The sequence below is a fragment of the Cytobacillus horneckiae genome (genome assembly GCF_002835735.1).
In the GTDB taxonomy this organism is placed as follows: Bacteria; Bacillota; Bacilli; order Bacillales; family Cytobacillaceae; genus Cytobacillus; species Cytobacillus horneckiae.
In genome coordinates this window covers 94,278-110,911 of sequence record NZ_PISD01000046.1, presented here as the reverse complement: position 1 = coordinate 110,911, position 16,634 = coordinate 94,278, and the positions used below count along the sequence as shown (strand labels likewise).

14 protein-coding genes and 1 riboswitch are annotated in these 16,634 nt (G+C 37.6%); of the genes, 12 read left to right on the top strand and 2 right to left on the bottom strand.

From position 1 onward, the window contains the following. The first annotated feature begins 72 nt into the window (after positions 1-72). The 9 genes from resA (at position 73) to CWS20_RS19570 (ending at position 10,220) form a co-directional block, all read left to right on the top strand. Positions 73-597 carry a thiol-disulfide oxidoreductase ResA gene (gene resA, locus CWS20_RS19610; protein WP_066200733.1) on the top strand — a complete coding sequence of 175 codons (525 nt, stop codon included), beginning with the start codon at positions 73-75 and terminating at the stop codon, positions 595-597. A gap of 20 nt (positions 598-617) precedes the next feature. Continuing rightward, positions 618-2,267, top strand: a complete 1,650-nt coding sequence (gene resB / locus CWS20_RS19605; protein ID WP_066201858.1) for a cytochrome c biogenesis protein ResB — start codon at positions 618-620, stop codon at positions 2,265-2,267. Positions 2,268-2,270: 3 nt separating this feature from the next. Next, entirely contained in the window at positions 2,271-3,458 is a 1,188-nt protein-coding gene (ccsB, locus tag CWS20_RS19600) for a c-type cytochrome biogenesis protein CcsB (protein WP_066200730.1), read from the top strand. Between the two features lie 116 nt (positions 3,459-3,574). Beyond that, positions 3,575-4,291: a response regulator transcription factor gene (locus tag CWS20_RS19595; RefSeq protein WP_066200727.1), complete on the top strand. Its 717-nt coding sequence runs from the start codon at positions 3,575-3,577 to the stop codon at positions 4,289-4,291. Next, the gene (locus CWS20_RS19590) at positions 4,288-6,069 is read left to right on the top strand and encodes an ATP-binding protein (RefSeq protein ID WP_101226369.1); all 1,782 of its coding nucleotides are present in this window, start codon (positions 4,288-4,290) and stop codon (positions 6,067-6,069) included. The genes CWS20_RS19595 and CWS20_RS19590 overlap by 4 nt, the downstream gene beginning before the upstream one ends. Positions 6,070-6,509: 440 nt before the next feature. Continuing rightward, a complete protein-coding gene (gene sigX, locus CWS20_RS19585; RefSeq protein ID WP_066200721.1) occupies positions 6,510-7,061 on the top strand; it encodes an RNA polymerase sigma factor SigX in 552 nt (183 codons plus the stop codon). Continuing rightward, a complete protein-coding gene (locus CWS20_RS19580; RefSeq protein WP_066200718.1) occupies positions 7,036-8,334 on the top strand; it encodes an RsiX family anti-sigma factor in 1,299 nt (432 codons plus the stop codon). Before sigX ends, CWS20_RS19580 begins: the two co-directional genes overlap by 26 nt. Before the next feature lie 179 nt (positions 8,335-8,513). Further along, the gene (locus CWS20_RS29065) at positions 8,514-9,344 is read left to right on the top strand and encodes a M23 family metallopeptidase (RefSeq protein ID WP_066200714.1); all 831 of its coding nucleotides are present in this window, start codon (positions 8,514-8,516) and stop codon (positions 9,342-9,344) included. Positions 9,345-9,407: 63 nt separating this feature from the next. Next, complete coding sequence (locus tag CWS20_RS19570) at positions 9,408-10,220, top strand: histidinol-phosphatase (protein ID WP_066200710.1); 813 nt, start codon at positions 9,408-9,410, stop codon at positions 10,218-10,220. Positions 10,221-10,629: 409 nt separating this feature from the next. Here CWS20_RS19570 and serA read toward each other — a convergent pair whose 3' ends face one another. After that, positions 10,630-12,204: a phosphoglycerate dehydrogenase gene (gene serA / locus CWS20_RS19565; protein WP_066200706.1), complete on the bottom strand. Its 1,575-nt coding sequence runs from the start codon at positions 12,202-12,204 to the stop codon at positions 10,630-10,632. Between the two features lie 220 nt (positions 12,205-12,424). Beyond that, positions 12,425-12,607: riboswitch (FMN riboswitch) on the top strand. A gap of 160 nt (positions 12,608-12,767) precedes the next feature. Here serA and CWS20_RS19560 point away from each other — a divergent pair. Continuing rightward, entirely contained in the window at positions 12,768-13,352 is a 585-nt protein-coding gene (locus tag CWS20_RS19560) for an ECF transporter S component (protein ID WP_066200701.1), read from the top strand. Positions 13,353-13,460: 108 nt separating this feature from the next. Here the strand turns inward: CWS20_RS19560 and CWS20_RS19555 are convergent, their stop codons facing one another. After that, positions 13,461-13,709 carry a ferredoxin gene (locus tag CWS20_RS19555; protein ID WP_066200694.1) on the bottom strand — a complete coding sequence of 83 codons (249 nt, stop codon included), beginning with the start codon at positions 13,707-13,709 and terminating at the stop codon, positions 13,461-13,463. A 384-nt stretch (positions 13,710-14,093) separates the two neighbouring features. On the opposite strand from CWS20_RS19555, the gene CWS20_RS19550 reads away from it, so the two are divergent. Next, complete coding sequence (locus CWS20_RS19550; RefSeq protein ID WP_066200691.1) at positions 14,094-15,146, top strand: YpbB family protein; 1,053 nt, start codon at positions 14,094-14,096, stop codon at positions 15,144-15,146. 6 nt (positions 15,147-15,152) lie between these two features. Beyond that, complete coding sequence (locus CWS20_RS19545) at positions 15,153-16,634, top strand: RecQ family ATP-dependent DNA helicase (RefSeq protein WP_066200688.1); 1,482 nt, start codon at positions 15,153-15,155, stop codon at positions 16,632-16,634.

The following is a 16,634-nucleotide window of genomic DNA, read 5'->3' as shown; positions in this document are numbered from 1 at the left end:
GTTTATATTCTTTATCTTTCGAATTGATTAAAATAATGCTACAATACCTAGAATTTTTTAGGGGGAATTTTTATGAAAAAACGGCGGCTGGTAATGCGTTCGGTCATACTACTCATTTTGGGAGCGGCCGTTGCCTACACTTTATATGCGAATTTTAGTAAAGATAAAATTCATAAAGTGGAAATGGGAAAGGAAGCACCTGATTTTGTCCTTGTAGATATGGATGGTGAGACACATCGTTTATCAGATTATAAAGGACAGGGCGTCTTTTTGAACTTTTGGGGTACATGGTGTAAGCCATGTGAAAAAGAAATGCCATACATAAACAATCAGTATAAGCAATTTAAGGATCAAGGGGTACAAACGATAGCAGTCAACATAAGCGAGTCTAAACTTGTCGTAAATAAATTTTTGGAACGGCATGATCTTGAATTCCCAGTAGTTATTGACAAGGACAGGCAAGTAGAGAATGCTTATGGAATTGGCCCGCTGCCGGCTACATTTTTAATCGATCCAGAGGGGAAAGTTGTTAAATATCACACGGGGACATTAACAGAACCTATGGTCAGGGAGTTTATGGAACAAGTTAAACCATAGTTTATGGGGAGTTTTTTATGATGAAACAGGTAAAATGTGAATGTGGTCATGTGAACCCACATGGTACAGTACTTTGTGAATCTTGCGGAAGAGTTTTAGTAGAAGAAGAAAAGAAGAAAAAATTAGTAGACATGCGCTATGAAGGAAGTGCAAGAAGATCCCAAACGTATAATAAAACAATCATAGATAAAATTTGGAACTTCTTTTCTTCCGTAAAAGTGGGCGTCACACTGATTATTATTACACTCGCTGCATCTGCAATTGGAACGATATTCCCGCAAGAAATGTACATTCCGACGACTGAACCGGCTTCAGTATACTACGAAAGCCAATACGGTGTTGCCGGAAAGCTATATTATCTTCTTGGCTTTCATAATTTATATAGCTCATGGTGGTATTTGCTATTAATTGCGTCTATTGGAATATCACTTGTAATATGCAGTCTTGACCGTGTCGTACCATTATATCGGGCATTGAAAAATCAAAAGGTCAGCAGACATGAAGGATTTCTTAAGCGCCAACGGCTATTCGGTACATCACAGGTTGAAGAATTGGACAGCTCTTATGAATTAGTGAAGGAAAAACTGAAAAAAAATCGCTATAATATTCGCGAAGAAAACGGTAACATTTTAGCGGAAAAAGGCAGATTCTCCAGATGGGGTCCTTATATCAATCATATTGGACTTATTATTTTCTTAGCAGGCGGTATGTTGCGATTCGTGCCAGGTATGTATGTGGATGAACTGTTATGGGTTCGTGAAGGAGAAACAGCAGTCATCCCGGAGACGGATGGAGAGTATTATTTAGAAAATCATCAGTTTATTCTTGAAGTTTATGATAAAGATAAAGATAATGAGGCATTTAATAATGCAATAGAAAATAGCGGTATGGTAGCAAAGAATTTTCAGTCAGATGTTACTTTATATAAGAAATCTGCTGAAACAGTGGCAGGAGAAGAACCTATTTTAGATAAGGTTCAAGACTACGAGCTGCGCGTCAATGAGCCTTTAAAATTTGAAAACTTCGCACTATACCAACAAAGCTACAAGCTTGATGAACTGAATAAAATGAGTTTTGCTTTGACTAATAAAGAAAATAATGAAGAATTTGGTGATTTAACCATCGATTTATATAACCCTCAGGATGAATATGATTTAGGAGATGGCTATAAGGTGGAGGTTATGAGCTACTTCCCTGATTTTGAGTTTGATGAAAATTCTGAGCCTGTCACTAAGTCGCGAATTCCAAATAATCCTGCGTTTATATTCAAGATGATCACACCGGATAAACCAGATGGTGAAGTCAGCTTCGTTGCGATTAAACAAACAATTGAGCCATTTGGGGATAATGAATTTAAAATGGCATTCAAAGGTGTGGAAACGAAAAACGTGACTGCCTTAACCGTTAGAAAAGACTTAACGTTAGGAGTACTGGCGGTCGGCGGCTTTATCTTTATGGTAGGTGTCGTTCAAGGAGCTTATTGGAATCATCGCCGTATTTGGATTCGTCGTGTAGATGGAGAGGTTTGGGTTGCCGGCCATACAAATAAAAACTGGCACGGTCTTAAACGTGAAATTTCTACTATTTTCGATGGCACAGGTATTAACGAGCCAAAAGATCAATCAGATGAATCGGACAAGTCGATTGAAAGTAATAGTAAGGAGGAATAAACGGTGGTTAGTTTAAGCGGAAATTTATTATTTGCTTCATTTCTTCTTTATTTAGTTGGTACAGTTGTCTTTGCTGGCTCAATTAAAGATAAGAAAGGCAGAGAGAAAGATCATGGCCCGAATAAATGGGCGAAAATAGGTGTAGGAATAACGATCGCCGGGTTCTTATCCCAATTAGGTTATTTCATTACAAGATGGATTGCTGCTGGTCATGCACCAGTAAGTAATCTATTCGAATTTACAACATTTTTTGGCATGTGTTTAGTCGGCGCTTTTATTGTCATTTATTTTATTTATAAACTTCCAGCTTTAGGTTTATTTACATTACCAGTCGCACTGTTATTAATCGGGTATGCTGCTATGTTCCCGCGTGATATTTCGCCACTCGTGCCATCATTGCAAAGTAACTGGCTCCATATTCACGTAACAACTGCTGCACTGGGGCAGGCGATATTAGCGATTAGCTTTGTTGCTGGACTAATCTATTTAATCAAAGCAATCGATCATACGAAAAGCTCAAAGGAATCAAATTGGCTTGAAGCGGTTCTATTTGGAGTGGTTTGTACTGTAGGCTTTATCGTCATTTCATCGATTTTCTCATTTTCTGGTTACAAGTCGGAATTCCATTGGGTAGACAACAATGATGTAGAAGCTAATGTAGAATTTCATTTGCCAGCACTAGTGGGTCCTCATGAAGGAGAGCATTTAACGCCTGAAAAATTTAGTCCGCTAGTGGAAGCACCAGGTATTATTGATGCGAAAAAACTCAATACAGTGATTTGGTCTTTAATGACGGGTGTAATCCTCTATCTTTTATTTAGACTGATATTCCGCAAGCGAATTGCTCAAGTTTTACAGCCGCTTACAAAACGGGCAAATTTAGATTTAGTTGATGAAATCGGCTATCGTTCCGTACTGATTGGCTTCCCAGTCTTTACCCTCGGTGCATTAATATTTGCGATGATTTGGGCACAAATTGCCTGGTCGCGTTTCTGGGGTTGGGATCCGAAAGAAGTATGGGCATTGATTACATGGTTATTTTATGCAGCGTACTTGCATTTGCGCCTTTCTAAAGGATGGCATGGGAAAAAGTCAGCATGGCTTGGCGTTATTGGCTTTCTCATCATTATGTTTAATCTGATTGTTGTCAATCTCGTAATCGCTGGTCTTCATTCCTATGCAGGATCGTAATCAACTGGTAAAATAGATATATGTAAAAGGTATACTATGATGCCTTCACTTCACTATAGTGAGGTGAAGGTTTTTTACTATTAACAATGGTATCAATGATAAGGAGTTGTAATCCTATGGAAAAAGATATTAAAGTTTTAGTTGTTGATGATGAGGAAAGAATTCGCAGATTATTAAAAATGTATTTAGAAAGAGAAGATTATATGATTGAAGAAGCTGAGGACGGAGAAACAGCTCTAGTAAAAGCGTTGGAAAACGAATATGATGTCATCCTGCTTGATTTAATGATGCCTGGTAAAGATGGCATTGAGGTTTGCAAAGAGATTCGTGAGAAAAAGGGAACGCCAATTATCATGCTGACAGCTAAAGGTGAAGAAGTTAATCGTGTGCAAGGATTTGAAGCTGGCACAGATGATTATATCGTAAAGCCGTTTAGCCCGAGAGAAGTCGTTCTTCGTGTAAAAGCATTGCTTAGGCGTTCTTCTAAAACAACCTTTGTGCAATCAGAATCATCTGCAAAAGATGTCATTGTATTTCCATTTTTAACAATTGATAATGATGCACATCGCGTCCTTGCCGATGGCAAAGAAGTAAGTCTGACACCGAAAGAATACGAGCTTCTATATTTTTTGGCAAAAGCACCGGATAAGGTATTTGACCGTGAACAGCTATTAAAAGAAGTTTGGCATTATGAATTTTTTGGTGATTTAAGAACGGTAGACACGCATGTGAAAAGATTAAGGGAAAAATTGAATAAAGTTTCAGAACAGGCAGCTAGAATGATTGTAACCGTTTGGGGTGTAGGCTATAAATTTGAGGTTATTAATGAATGAGACTTTGGCGCAGTGTTGTAGGTAAGCTGTGGGCTACCTTTTTAATATTAGTTTCATTTGTTTTATTTATATTAACGATTATGCTCCTTGAGTTTTTTGAGAATTATCATATCGACCAAACGGAAAAAGGGCTGACTAATACTGCAAATAAAATTGCGCGGATTTTAGAAGAGCACGACCGTGATGTCGGCTTGGAGATTGCATGGGAGCTAGTCGACGATGTCACAAAAGTCATTATTATTAAGGGGGATGATGAATACTATTATTCACCTAATGATGACAATGCATTTGAGCTCCCGCTATCCTATTTACATGACGATAAAGAGTTAAGAGCGGTGTTTACTGAAAACAAACCAGTGAAAAAAGTATCCTCTTATTTTGCAATAGATGATGAGCAGATAGATGATCCTGATATATTGATTATCGGTGTACCGTTGCCTGAGTCAAATTCTGAAGACGGCGCCGTTTTTATCTATCAATCGCTGGAAGTCATGCAGGAAACCACCCAATCTACGACCCAATATATTTTATTGGCTGCTGGAGTGGCCATCGTCTTAACAACTATATTTGCTTTTTTTCTGTCAACTCGAATTACCTCCCCGCTTAGGAAAATGAAAGAAGCAGTATCTGCGGCAGCAAAAGGTAATTTCGACACGAAAGTACCTTATTTGTCCAGGGATGAAATTGGCGAGCTTGCGATTGCCTTCAATCGGATGGGCAGGCAATTAAAATACAACATGGATGCTTTAAGTCAAGAGAAAGAGCAGCTCGCCAGCATTTTAAGTAGCATGGCAGATAGTGTCTTTACATTTAGCAAGGATGGAGAAATATTGATTACAAATCCTCCTGCTGATCGTTTTCTTTATAATTGGGAATACGAACAAGGGAACGAGCATAATCGAACGGTTCCTCCACTTGTGATGGAGCTTTTTCAAAGTGCCGTTGAAACGGAAAGTGAACAAATTGCTGAAATCAATGTTCAAGGCCGTAATTGGGTCATGATAATCAGTCCGCTCTACAATGATAAATATATACGCGGTGCTGTCGCCGTCATAAGGGATATGACAGAGGAAAGGCAGCTGGACAAGCTGCGCAAAGATTTTATCGCAAATGTTTCGCATGAATTGCGCACGCCAATCGCGATGATGCAAGGCTATAGTGAAGCCATCGTCGATGATATTGCCGGTACCGAGGAAGATAAAAAGGAAATGGCAAAAGTTATTTATGATGAATCATTAAGAATGGGCAGACTTGTAAACGAACTTCTAGATATTGCCCGCATGGAAGCCGGTCATATTCAATTGACAAAAGAAGCAATTGATGTGAAGCCGTTTATAAAGAAAATTGTACGTAAATTCCAAGGCTTAGCAAAGGAAAAAAACATTCAGCTTCAAGAATCACTTGAAAGCAAAGGCGTTTGGTCAAGCTTTGATCCAGATCGGATTGAACAAGTATTAACCAATCTGATTGATAATGCCATCAGGCACACCCCTGAAGGCGGAGAAGTAATCGTCTCAGAGCAGAGCAATGACCGTGGATTAATTATTGAGGTTATCGACTCTGGCTCTGGAATCCCGGGTGAAGATTTGCCATTTGTGTTTGAACGCTTTTACAAAGCAGATAAAGCAAGAACTAGGACAAAAGGCCGATCGGGGACAGGCTTAGGTCTAGCGATTGCAAAAAATATCATTGATGCCCATAAAGGTCAAATTACAGTACAGAGCAAACTGGGACAAGGAACGACATTTTCCATATTTATTCCCCGTAATAATGATTAATTGGGAGAATTATGCCGATTGTTCTTGATTCATGAGAAACATGAATAAAAAGGGAAGGATTTTCGCAGAATATCCTTCCCTTTCTTTTTTTTCAGGAAAAGTGTATGAAAGAGAATATACCTCAATTCCAAATTTAAGCTATAATAATCGAATAAGGCTAAATAGGATGTCATATTGGCATAGCCTATTTTACGAATTATACATGATAAAAAAATTTGAGTTATAATAATGGCATATGAAAAGGATTGGTTCCTGATTAAAACTTGATACATTTGTTTTTAAGTTAAAAATAGCGCATAAATGAAACGAAGGCATTTGCGGGAAGGACTCGTCGAACGCCAAGTTTGTCTAATTATATACGTACTTTTTAATACAATCGTTCGATTGTAACTTTTATTTGCTTGATTACGACTATATTTATAGAACGGGGAGGGGAAGCGATGGACTCCGTTTTTGATGACCTATATAAAAATTACCATCAAGATGTATTTCAGTTTCTTTTTTATATGGTCAGAAACAGAGAATTAGCAGAAGATTTAATGCAGGAAGTATATATAAGGGTATTAAAATCATATGAGAAATTTGAAGGGAAGAGCAGTGAGAAAACATGGCTATTTTCAATTGCCCGCAATGTAGCAATTGATTCCTTCCGTAAAGATAAAGGCTGGAAGCAAAAATTAATCGAGAAGTTTGATTGGTCGCAGCAGCAAGTGAAAGACGATCATCCGCTTCCTGAAGAGATTGCATTGCAAAATGAGGATGTCCAAATGATATATCGCGGCTTGGAAAGCTGTACTGTTGATCAGCGATTAGTGATTATAATGAGGTATATCCAGGATATGTCAATAGCAGAAACCGCAGAAAGCCTTGGCTGGACAGAAAGCAAAGTTAAAACGACCCAGCATCGCGCCTTAAAGGTATTGAAACGGCATATTGTTGAATTGATGGATAAGGAGGGAATGGATAGTGAGGAAACAGGATTGGAGCGATAATCACCTTGAAGACTTGTTAAGGCAGATGCCTAAAGTAGAAGATCTTCGCGAGAAACATGAAATCTATCAACAAGTCTCAATGAAAATGAATAAAAGAAAACAACGAAAATGGATTATCCCTTCCGCTGCTACTGCTGCTGCCTTGCTTCTAATATTTATTCTCGTTCCTTCAATGATAGACTGGCAAGAGTCTGCTGACAGTTCTATCGAAAGTCAAGAGAACGGTTCAGGTAATTCACGCAATGATGAAGTTGTACTGCAGCAATCCAATAGCAATAATAATAAAGAAGAGCCCGCCTCCAGTGCAGCTGAAGATAATCATGAAGAAGAGAAATATATAGAAGAAGAGAATGATGCAGAAGAGCAAACGGAAGTAATAAATGATAAAGCCGAAGATGGTCAGCAGCAGGATGATTTCTCTAATGAAGCAAAATATGCTGCCGTTAATTATGAAACAACCGCTGTATATGATGAGGAAGTCGGTGATCAGGAAGTACTTACTTACTCAATTCCTGATACTGAAAGCCAGAACTTCATTCCAGTCAGTATTATTGTCCAAGAGGAGCCCGGAAAATCAAGAATTGATTTGTTTATAGATCATATCGATCATCTGAAAGAAAAAGAGTGGGGGCTAAGTGATTTTAATCCATTCAATGCAGCATTTAAATTTAGTAACAGCGATCGTGTGCTTCATATGGATTTTCCAAAAGAGGCGAATATTACATCAAGCGCGAACACGATGATGCTCACTGCAGCTTTGAATGATATGATGTATAACTACGATATTAGTGAAATTGCATTCTCTACTGCTGGTGAGCCAGGTTTATATTATGGCAATGAAGGATTTAGAGAAACATTTATGCCTGAAGAGGAACCTGGAAACTATGCTTATTATTTCTATTATCCGGAAGAAAGCAACGCAAAACCTTTTATCGTTCCTTATCGAAAGAAATTAAATTCGATTAAGGATGCGTTTGCAGCAATGAAAACGAATATTGCAGATAATAGGCTACAAGCTTCCATCTCCGAAGATATTGAATTTGAAGCCAAGGAAGTTTCAGATGAACAGCTTGTTATTGAGTTTATCAATGATGGAGATATGGGTAATGATGAAAAAACACTCCATACGATTGAAGCGATATTGCTAACTGCAAAGGAATTTGATTACACTGAAGTAAAAATGGAAAATGTTGAGATAGATCAAGTCGGCAATTTTGATTTAAGTGATGAATTAAAAGTGCCTGTAGCTGCCAATAAGAGAACGATTAATTAGTAAAAAAAGACTAAGACATCCATGTTTTAGTCTTTTTTATTGAATAAAAACCATTAAAGTTCAAATAATAATATACGTACTTTTTATTCATGCCTAATTGTTCTAAAAATGGACAAGCTATCATAGTGTGAATAGGAGTAATAGTTAAGCTAAGTTTTGTAATTTAGGAGGAAATGATTTTGAAAGATTATATCAGACGCATCTTAATTGCAGGCATTATGCTCGTTTGTGTCAGCCTATTGTTTTTAGGAGGCAAATCGGCAAAGGCGGAGTCGACGAATGATTGGATGTGGCCTGCTGAAGGTGTGATTACCGATACTTTTGGTACGAGAAATGGTCATCATAAAGGAATCGATATTGCTGCTGAGCCGGGAACCCCTGTCCATTCTGTTGAGCAAGGGACAGTGGCGAAATCCTATTATTCAGATTCCTATGGAAACGTTGTGTTTATCCGTCATGAAAATCAAACTGAAACCATTTATGCGCATCTTCAAAATAGATATGTACAGGAAGGGCAAAAGGTAGCGCGAGGAGAGACGATTGGCACGATGGGCAATACTGGGGATTCTTCAGGTGTTCATTTGCATTTTGAGCTTCATCAAAAAGAGTGGACGTATAATAAAAAGAATGCGATTGATCCATTTGTCGCCTTTGGAGATAAAGAAATTGGTCATGCAATTACAGTTGCTGGACAGCCGATGAATTCAATAGAACATACATATATAGTTAAGCAAGGTGACAGCCTATGGTCAATTGCAAAAAAATCAGGAACTTCTGTAGAGGAAATAAAAGCGGTTAATCATTTGTCTCACGATGAAATTTCATTAGGACAACAGCTAATCCTGCCAGATGAATTAGAAGATTATACATATATTGTTCAAGAAGGAGACACGTTAACAGAAATCTCTTTAAAATATAATACAACGATTGATTCGTTAATACAGATAAATAGAATAGATAATCAAACAATTTATCCTAAACAAGTATTGATTATTCAAAAAAATAAATAAATTGAATTGTCCAAGCTCCTTTAAAGGCGTATAATAATTACGTACAATCAAGGAGGCTTACATATGTTAACTGACTATCATAACCATCTGGAAAATGGAACATTAACAATGGACTATTTGCAAAAGTTCACAGATGCTGCTGCAGCCAAAGGCATTGGAAGCTTCGGCATTTCTGAGCATGCCTATCACTTCTACCAAACAGCAGATATATTGCAAAATCCATGGGTGAATGAGAGACGATTCTATGATATGAAAGATTATGTCGCTCTTTTTCAGGAAGCATGGAACAAAGGTATGGATGTAAAAATGTCCATTGAGATGGATTATACTCCAGGAAAGCATGCAGAAATGGAAAAGTTCATACAATCATACGCATTTGATTATGTTATTGGGTCTATTCACTGGGTAGGCGACTTTGGCATAGATTTAGCTGAATATAGAAAAGAATGGGACCGCCGCGATGTGAACGAGGTATACAAAAAGTATTTTGATCAAGTCGTTACTTTAGCCGAATCAAACTTATTTGACATTGTCGGGCATTTGGATTTAGTGAAAATATTTAAATATGTTCCAAAAGACGAAGAGTTTTTACTAGAACAATATGAACGGGCAACAGACGCATTGGCAAATTCTAAAACATGTGTAGAAATTAGCAGTGCTGGCCTGCGAAAGCCAGTTGGCGAGTTATATCCTGATAAACGCTTGCTGCAAAAATGCTTCGATAAAAATATACCCATCGTCCTGTCATCTGATGCACACTTCCCTGAGCATGTTGGTGCTGACTTCGATCAATCTCTCGCACTTGCGAAAGAAGTTGGCTACAACACCATCATGACTTTTTCAAATGGGGAAAGAAAAGAATACCCTCTTGGTTAAATGCTCATTTTGCTGAGCTATTCACTAGCTGTTTTTTTGCTATTGAATGGCTTTTTTTGTTTGCCTCGTAGTGGCTTCATCTGAATAGCGAGCAAATGTTGGAAATGTTCATTCGAAAGAAGAAGGGGAGAGTAGCTTTAACGAAACAAAAAAATTTATTCGGCAGAAATCGAGGGGAAAGAGTAAGTGAAGCAGAATAATCCGAATTTATTCCGCTGAATTCGCAGAGGAAGAGTAAGCCAGCGGAAAGCCAAATTGCTTCATGGCGGAATAAACCGAACGAGAAACAAGCGGGTATCTTTATTTGATAAACAGAGTGTACTCTCCTGAAGATGAACCGTCTCCCATAAAAAAGAGCAATCCAATCGTCCCGAAAAAAATCGACTGATTGGTTTGCTCATTCTTACCATTATAAAATAATAGGATTAATTGAAACGATTTCATCCAGTTTTTCTAATGAAGTCAATTCAGCTTCGCTTAGTGGTTTGTCAAACGCTAGAACCATGATGGCTTCGCCTCCAGCTTTTTTCCGTCCGACTTGCATGGTTGCGATATTGATGCCCTGATCTCCCAGGATTTGGCCGACATGTCCAATGACTCCGGGTCTATCCATATGCTGGATGTACAGCAAGTTTCCTTCTGGAAGGAAATCGATGTTGAATCCATTTAAATAAACGATTCTTGGTCCGTAATGATCAATAAAAGTTCCTCTGACTGTAAAGGCGCTCTCTTCCCCTTTTGCGGTAACGGCAATGCAATTATCATAGCCAAATGCATCTGTTGATATTTTTTCGCCGACTGTGATGCCTCTTTCTTTTGCGGTGAGAAGCGCATTGACTTCGTTCACGTTCACATCAATTCTATTTTTGAAGAAACCGGATAACATAGCTTTAGTTAAGTAAGTGGTTTCAAGGTCAGTAACTGAACCTGAATATGTAACTGAAAGTTCATGAACGCCTTCTTTTACACATTGTGACAGGATGTGGCCAATTTGTTTAGAAATTTGATAAAACGGCTGTATTTTTTCATACACATCATTGGAGATAGCAGGCAAGTTGATTGAGCTTGATACAGGCTTGCCTTCAAAGAAGGAGCGGACCTCCTTTGCAACTTGTGTAGCGACATTCAATTGTGCCTCTTTTGTTGATGCACCAAGATGAGGTGTAACAATCACATTGTCATATTTCAATAACGGATGCTCACCAGGAGGCTCCGCTTCAAATACATCAAGTGCAACACCGCCGACATGACCATTTGCTACATATTTAGCCAAGTCCTGCTCATCGATAATTCCACCGCGGGCGCAGTTTAGTAAATAAATACCTTTTTTTGTCTTTTTTAAAGCTTCCTCGTTGATTATGCCTTTAGTTTCTGGAGTAAGAGGTGTATGCACAGTAATGATATCTGCCCCTCCGAGCAGTTCATCTAATGTAGAAGATTCTACTCCAAGTTTGGCGGCTCTTTCTTTTGTTAAAAATGGATCAAACACATTCACATTCATGCCAAATACTTTTGCTCGTTTAGCGATTTCGGAGCCGATTCTACCCATGCCGACAATGCCGAGACGCTTGCCATATAATTCTGTCCCGATAAATGCATTTCGTTTCCACTCTAGATTCTTGACAGAGCTATGTGCTTGAGGAATATTTCTCATTAATGAAGCCATCATCGCAAAAGTGTGCTCGGCCGTTGAGATGGTGTTTCCATCTGGTGCATTAATAACGATAATTCCTTTTTTAGTAGCTGCGGGAACATCTATATTATCTACACCGACGCCTGCCCTGGCAATGATTTTTAAGCGCGGCATCTGATTTAGAAGTGCTTCAGTAACTTTAGTTGCACTGCGGACGAGCAATGCGTCAATGTCTTCTAAACGAACTTCAGGATCGTCCGTTTTCTTTTCGATAATTTCGGCTTCTTCTAAGCCTAACAGCGGTTCGAGACCTTCTGCGTTAATCGCATCAGCAACTAATATTTGATACATTATGAACCCTCCTAAGATAGTGGACCAATTATCTGATAATTTTACAAGACGAATATTATTCTGTCAATTTAAATTATTGTTTGTATTTACCATGGAAACGCTTTAATGTGGTAAAAATAAGGGGTTCATTAAAAAAATATTTAATTTGAGATAAATAAGTGCAGGAGACTTCACAAACGGAATCTTTTTCAGTATAATGAAGTTGTTAAAATAAAATATGGTCTATCTTCGGGGCAGGGTGAAATTCCCGACCGGCGGTGATAAGCGTTTAGTTTTTTCTTGCTTTAAGCCCGCGAGCCTGATAGTGCTGTTCAGTTGGATATTAACTGCAGTACGCTATAATCGGGCAGGATTTGGTGCGAATCCAAAGCCGACAGTAAAGTCTGGATGGGAGAAGATGGAGGTTCTGCGTACGTTCAAAAAATATTTATTGATTGAACGTTTCTTAAGAATGTCTTTGTAATTCTCCCTCAAGTTAATGCTTGAGGGTTTTTTATTGCAAAGATGCTTATTTGCTGAACCTTTCTTCTATAGGAGAGATAGCCTACCAAGGAGAGAGGAAAATGAAAAAACTGAATGTAAAAGCTTTCGTTTCAATCGGAATGCTTAGTAGCATTGCTTATATTTTAATGCTATTAAACTTTCCGCTGCCGCCATTTCCAAACTTTTTAATGATCGATTTTAGCGATATTCCCGCTTTAATCGCCGCATTGATTTTTGGACCAATTGCTGGAATATTGGTGGAGCTTTTTAAAAACATTTTAGATTACTTTATGACAGGCAGTGCTACAGGAGTTCCTGTTGGTCATATCGCAAACTTTATTGCAGGCGTATTATTTATATTGCCTACCTATTATGTGTATACAAAATTAAAATCAAAAAAGGGCATGACAGTTGGGCTGATTATTGGAACGAGTGTGATGGCAGTATCAATGAGCTTGCTTAACTACTATGTATTCCTTCCTGCGTACACGCTATTCTTAAATATGCCGGCAATGTCAGCACCAGAGATGAAATCAACAGCGATTCTGTTTATCCTGCCGTTTAATTTTATTAAAGGGTTACTAATTGCTTTAGTATTCATGCTGATTTTTGCAAAAATGAATACTTGGATTGCAAAACAAAAGGCATTAAATTCAATTGCTTAATATAAATAAAAACAGCAGCCTATCATTGGCTGCTGTTTTTTTGTGTATGGGGAAAAAATAAAAAACTCCCTTGCCGGGAGTTTTTGGCTTGAAAAGTTTAGTTGAGGATTATTCGTATTTTAGAGGATCACCATCAAATGATTCATCGGCTACTTTAATGGAATCTGTAGGGCAGCCTTCAAATGCGTCCATCATGTCTTCAATTAGAACATCAGGAATCTCAACAATACCTTCGTTATCATCTAATGTTACAAAGGCGATGCCTTCATCATCATAGTCATAAATATCTGGCGCTGCTGCACCGCATGCTCCACATGCAATGCATGTTTCTTTGTCAACAATTGTATATTTTGCCATGAAAAAACCTCCTGAAATATTTAAATCTTATTTATAACCCTTGCTTCGCATTTTTAAGCCGAAACACTTACCACAATTACTATTGTAAAACTGTCTCGTTAACATTTCAATAGAAAACTGTTTTCGCAATGCTGAGCACATAAGGCTTTAAGCCCTATTAGACAAGTATTAAAGCGATTACAAACCTGAGAAAGATGTTTCGTGATAAAATAAATGAAAGACATAAATGTTAGAATGAAAAACCATTTTCAACAAAAATTAATTGAACAAATTATGAATAAAAATACTACCAATTTAACTGTAATATGCATAATTGAACTAGCCATATTATTGCCATGACCAATGAATTTATGAAAGAAAATATATACAGAAACAGGTGATTGAATGAGAATATCTTATACTGAAAAAGTGATATTGCATTGTTTAACTAAAATTGGCAATCAAAGAACCATTTTTTCAATTCTGCATTTGCTCAATGGAAAAAAAACTTCGCAAACGATTCAAGATGCCCATCTCTTTCATCTAACGGAATTCTTCCATCTCTTTCCTCGCCTGCAAAGAAATGAGTTTACTGAAATATACAAAAGGATGGAAAAAGTCAATATCATCATTGAAAAAGAAAACCTATCGTTTAAGCTGACCAATAAAGGGCAGAAAATAATAAATGGGTCATCAAATCCCTTGCCTGCTTATGTGAATGGTTGGCAATATCATCGCTATACTGCTCGTTTTTGGGAAAGGCTCTCTTTACTAGTGCAAGTTGTTTCTCAGTTAAATAAACAAAATCAACGATATATTCCAATCCAAACAAAGAAAGAAGTTCATTATTGGCTTAAAAGCCTCTTAAAACAATTAAAATGGAAGAGAGAAGATCTGGCTAAACAATTATTTGGCGAATTAAGCGCGTTATTAGGAAAAGATGAAAGCATCCGACCGATATTATTAGTGATAAGATTATCAGGTTATAGTAAAATTGGTCTAACAGCTGAACAAGTCTCTGACAAACTTCGCATGAATGAAGATGAGTACCATATTCATTTCTTAAATATCCTGCATTATATGATACAGCAGGTAGAAAAAAGTCGAACTGAATTTCCAATTCTGCAGCAGTTAATACTTGATGACGATCATTCATTTTCATTATTGACGAAATCGACGAGCAAGACCTATCAATTGTTGCAGCAAGGATTATCGATTGATGAGATAGCTGCGTATAGAAATTTGAAAAAAGGTACAATAGAAGATCATATTGTTGAGATCGCATTAAATATTCAAGACTTTACGATTGATAAATATGTTAGTCAGTTTAATCAACAGCAAATTGAAAGAGCATCAAAAAATGTATCTACAAAGCAGTTAAAATATATACGACAATCTGTACCAGGTGCAAATTATTTTGAAATTCGATTAGTGCTTGCTAAAAATGGAATACGGTGATGTTTTATGGAAAAAATGCTGCAGAAAATATTCGGTTATTCATCGTTCAGAAAAGGCCAGAGAGAAACAATCTCATCCATCTTATCAGGGAACGATACAGTAGCGATGCTGCCAACCGGTACGGGTAAGTCCTTGTGCTATCAATTGCCAGGTTATATGTTAGAAGGCTCAGTCATCGTTGTTTCCCCGCTGCTATCACTCATGCAAGATCAAGTGGACCAATTGATGATGATTGGTGAAAAACGAGTTATTGCATTCAATTCATTTTTATCTTATGAAGAAAAGTATCGTGCGTTACATCAATTGAATGAATATAAATTTATATTTACCTCACCGGAGATGTTGAAATCAGTGTCATTTATCGAGCGGTTAAGTAAATTAAATATCGCATTGTTTGTGATTGATGAGGCACACTGTATTTCTCAATGGGGATACGATTTCCGGCCTGATTATTTAAAAATTGGCGAGGTTAGAACAAGATTAGGCTCGCCATTGACATTAGCATTAACCGCAACAGCTACAGCTGAAGTGAAACAAGATATTAAAGCGTCTTTGGCCATTGAGAACAGCAATGAATTTATTTATTCTGTCGATCGGCCAAATATTGCACTTCTGGTAGAACATGTAAATAGTTCTCAAGAAAAAATGGATGTTATGCTCGATTATTTAAGAAAAATGAAAGGGCCGGGAATTATTTATTTTTCGAGTAAAAAGATGGCTGAGAGAACAGCGATGGTTTTAAAAGAGCAAGGGTTTGGCGATGTGATGGCATATCATGGCGGACTGACTCAGGAGAATCGAAAATTAATCCAACAGCAATTTTTATATGGTCAGCTGGACATTATTTGCGCAACGAGTGCATTTGGTATGGGGATCAATAAAGACAATCTCCGTTTTGTTATTCATTTTCATATGCCGATGCAGCTTGAATCTTATTTACAGGAAATTGGCCGAGCGGGTAGAGATGGCGGTAATAGCCTAGCATTGCTATTATACGCAGCTGGAGATGAACAGCTTCCTCTTCAGCTTGCAGAGGGAGAATTGCTGTCTGATATTCAAATTGATGCCCTATTACATTGGTTCTCTCAAGTTCCTGAAGGCTGGCATCAATTATCCGCTTATGAATCGGAAGTGACTGCAATAGCTGGTCTAACAGAAACAAATTATAGGCTGCTTAAATCCTTCAATGATCAAGCGGTGGCAGATGGACAAGGGTATGATTCCTTGCTTACTTTAAAACAGATGATGGCAAACCAATACAATGTAAAAAGGAAAAAAATTAACGATATGCTTCAGTGGATTTATTCATCCGCATGCCGCCGAAAAAAAATCTTGCAGTATTTTGACGAAGAGTTGACAATAAAGGTAGATAATTGTTGCGATATTTGTGGAATTGATGTAAATAATTTTACTATAAGCAATCATTTAGAAAAGCGTGAGGTCGAGTCCGACTGGGAAAAGCTTTTAGCAGAAATATTGATAAATTAA